Origin of the sequence: Citrobacter amalonaticus (assembly GCF_002918555.1) — a bacterium.
Lineage (GTDB): Bacteria > Pseudomonadota > Gammaproteobacteria > Enterobacterales > Enterobacteriaceae > Citrobacter_C > Citrobacter_C amalonaticus_A.
This window is the reverse complement of the sequence record NZ_PQMB01000014.1, coordinates 1-2,312: the sequence shown is the minus strand read 5'-3', so window position 1 is coordinate 2,312 and position 2,312 is coordinate 1. Positions and strand designations below refer to the sequence as shown.

Annotated in this window: 1 tRNA gene and 2 rRNA genes; all 3 read right to left on the bottom strand. The window is 52.0% G+C overall.

The features are described from left to right. A 23S ribosomal RNA gene (locus C3432_RS27305) occupies positions 1 to 1,543 on the bottom strand; the annotation flags it as partial. 359 nt (positions 1,544 to 1,902) lie between these two features. After that, positions 1,903 to 1,978 (bottom strand) — tRNA-Glu (locus C3432_RS27295). An 85-nt stretch (positions 1,979 to 2,063) separates the two neighbouring features. Continuing rightward, a 16S ribosomal RNA gene (locus C3432_RS27290) occupies positions 2,064 to 2,312 on the bottom strand; the annotation flags it as partial.

Here is a 2,312-nt window from a genome sequence, read left to right as displayed (position 1 = left end):
GCAGGCGTCACACCGTATACGTCCACTTTCGTGTTTGCACAGTGCTGTGTTTTTAATAAACAGTTGCAGCCAGCTGGTATCTTCGACTGATTTCAGCTCCACGAGCAAGTCGCTTCACCTACCTGTCAGCGTGCCTTCTCCCGAAGTTACGGCACCATTTTGCCTAGTTCCTTCACCCGAGTTCTCTCAAGCGCCTTGGTATTCTCTACCTGACCACCTGTGTCGGTTTGGGGTACGATTTCGTGTTACCTGATGCTTAGAGGCTTTTCCTGGAAGCAGGGCATTTGTCACTTCAGCACCGTAGTGCCTCGTCATCACACCTCAGCGTTAACAAGACTCCGGATTTACCTGGAATCTCCGCCTACATGCTTAAACCGGGACAACCGTCGCCCGGCCAACATAGCCTTCTCCGTCCCCCCTTCGCAGTAACACCAAGTACAGGAATATTAACCTGTTTCCCATCGACTACGCCTTTCGGCCTCGCCTTAGGGGTCGACTCACCCTGCCCCGATTAACGTTGGACAGGAACCCTTGGTCTTCCGGCGTGCGGGTTTTTCACCCGCATTATCGTTACTTATGTCAGCATTCGCACTTCTGATACCTCCAGCAACCCTCACAGGCCACCTTCAACGGCTTACAGAACGCTCCCCTACCCAACAACACATAGTGTCGCTGCCGCAGCTTCGGTGCATGGTTTAGCCCCGTTACATCTTCCGCGCAGGCCGACTCGACCAGTGAGCTATTACGCTTTCTTTAAATGATGGCTGCTTCTAAGCCAACATCCTGGCTGTCTGGGCCTTCCCACATCGTTTCCCACTTAACCATGACTTTGGGACCTTAGCTNCTGCCCATGGCTAGATCACCGGGTTTCGGGTCTATACCCTGCAACTTAACGCCCAGTTAAGACTCGGTTTCCCTTCGGCTCCCCTATTCGGTTAACCTTGCTACAGAATATAAGTCGCTGACCCATTATACAAAAGGTACGCAGTCACCCCATAAAGAGGCTCCCACTGCTTGTACGTACACGGTTTCAGGTTCTTTTTCACTCCCCTCGCCGGGGTTCTTTTCGCCTTTCCCTCACGGTACTGGTTCACTATCGGTCAGTCAGGAGTATTTAGCCTTGGAGGATGGTCCCCCCATATTCAGACAGGATACCACGTGTCCCGCCCTACTCATCGAGTTCACAGCCTGTGCATTTTGGTGTACGGGACTATCACCCTGTACCGTCGGACTTTCCAGACCGTTCCACTAACACACAAGCTGATTCAGACTCTGGGCTGCTCCCCGTTCGCTCGCCGCTACTGGGGGAATCTCGGTTGATTTCTTTTCCTCGGGGTACTTAGATGTTTCAGTTCCCCCGGTTCGCCTCGTTAAGCTATGTATTCACTTAACGATAGTGCAACGAATTGCACTGGGTTTCCCCATTCGGACATCGCCGGYTATAACGGTTCATATCACCTTACCGACGCTTTTCGCAGATTAGCACGTCCTTCATCGCCTCTGACTGCCAGGGCATCCACCGTGTACGCTTAGTCGCTTAACCTCACAACCCGAAGATGTCTTGTTCTGTCCGGTTCGTTGCGCGTCGTGAATACTGCGTTGTTCCGTACCCGCGATGCTCATGGACATCAAGTCCACTGCGCTCGCTGCGTGCGGTACGCCTTGTCTTCACCAGGCTCACTTCACCTTTTACAGGGTTATCTTCTGATTGCGAAAATTTGAGAGACTCGAACACACARATTCTGTGTGTCGTTTCAATTTTCAGCTTGATCCAGATTTTTAAAGAGCAAATATCTCAAACAWGAYTCCTGAGAATCWGTTTTGAGATATAACGGCCGGTGACTTTCACTCACAAACCAGCAAGTGGCGTCCCCTGGAGGTTTAACCTCATCAGTTGAACGCTGGCGTCCCCTAGGGGATTCGAACCCCTGTTACCGCCGTGAAAGGGCGGTGTCCTGGGCCTCTAGACGAAGGGGACACTGAAGTCTCTCTCGCAAGACGCCTTGCTGCTTACTTTTCATCAGACAATCTGTGTGRRCACTACAAAGGCAGGTTCTTTAAGGTAAGGAGGTGATCCAACCGCAGGTTCCCCTACGGTTACCTTGTTACGACTTCACCCCAGTCATGAATCACAAAGTGGTAAGCGCCCTCCCGAAGGTTAAGCTACCTACTTCTTTTGCAACCCACTCCCATGGTGTGACGGGCGGTGTGTACAAGGCCCGGGAACGTATTCACCGTGGCATTCTGATCCACGATTACTAGCGATTCCGACTTCATGGAGTCGAGTTGCAGACTCCAATCCGGACTACGAC